1 protein-coding gene is annotated in these 250 nt (G+C 49.6%); it reads right to left on the bottom strand.

The genetic code is table 11. The features are described 5' to 3' along the window. On the bottom strand, positions 1 to 247 hold a 247-nt coding region (locus AB4512_RS23715), incomplete at its 3' end, for an RnfABCDGE type electron transport complex subunit B (protein ID WP_372175963.1). Between the last annotated feature and the right edge of the window lie 3 nt (positions 248 to 250).

Here is a 250-nt window from a genome sequence, read left to right as displayed (position 1 = left end):
TCTCAATGGTTGCTTGGCCACCGGGAGGACACTTGTTGATCTTATCTCCGTTAGCGATCGCCTCTGCGTATGGGCGACAACCAGGGTAACCACACTGACCACACTGAGTTTGCGGCAATATAGTGTCGATTTGATCAACGATCGGATCGGCTTCCACTTTAAAGCGGATAGAAGCAAAGCCTAAGATAGCGCCAAAAACGGCGGCTAAAACGGCGAGTGCAATGATTGCAATTAAGATGGTGCTCATGCA

The sequence above is a fragment of the Vibrio sp. 10N.222.52.B7 genome (assembly GCF_041474275.1).
Lineage (GTDB): Bacteria > Pseudomonadota > Gammaproteobacteria > Enterobacterales > Vibrionaceae > Vibrio > Vibrio crassostreae_C.
This window is presented reverse-complemented; position numbering and strand designations above follow the sequence as displayed.